Source organism: Bacillus sp. SIMBA_008 (genome assembly GCF_046535495.1).
Lineage (GTDB): Bacteria > Bacillota > Bacilli > Bacillales > Bacillaceae > Bacillus > Bacillus subtilis.
Genome location: NZ_JAWRWL010000611.1, coordinates 1 through 265 on the forward strand (window position 1 = coordinate 1; position 265 = coordinate 265).

The window sequence follows — 265 nt, forward strand, 5'->3', positions numbered from 1 at the left end:
GTTGATGAAGACACTACGTGAGATGCAGGAAGCGAAGAGGTTGATGCAGGAATTCCGGGATGAAGTTGCGGCTGCGAAGGAGAAGAAAAAGCCGTGGTGGAGGTTCTGGTAATAACAAGAATGGGTACCGCCAGCTATGGTAGGAACGTATAATAATAGATTTGTAGAAAAAAGAAAGAGCGGATTCCTTGTGAGAGGAGGAATCTACTCTTTTCTGCTACTGATAATAATAATGAGACACTATACCTAACTTACATAAAAATCC

The 265-nt window shown here is 41.9% G+C and carries 1 protein-coding gene; it reads left to right on the forward strand.

Annotated features, from left to right (window positions below):
• Positions 1–112 (forward strand): DUF3967 domain-containing protein (locus SB658_RS24635; RefSeq protein WP_410603019.1); only part of this gene is annotated, 112 nt, incomplete at its 5' end.
• Between the last annotated feature and the right edge of the window lie 153 nt (positions 113–265).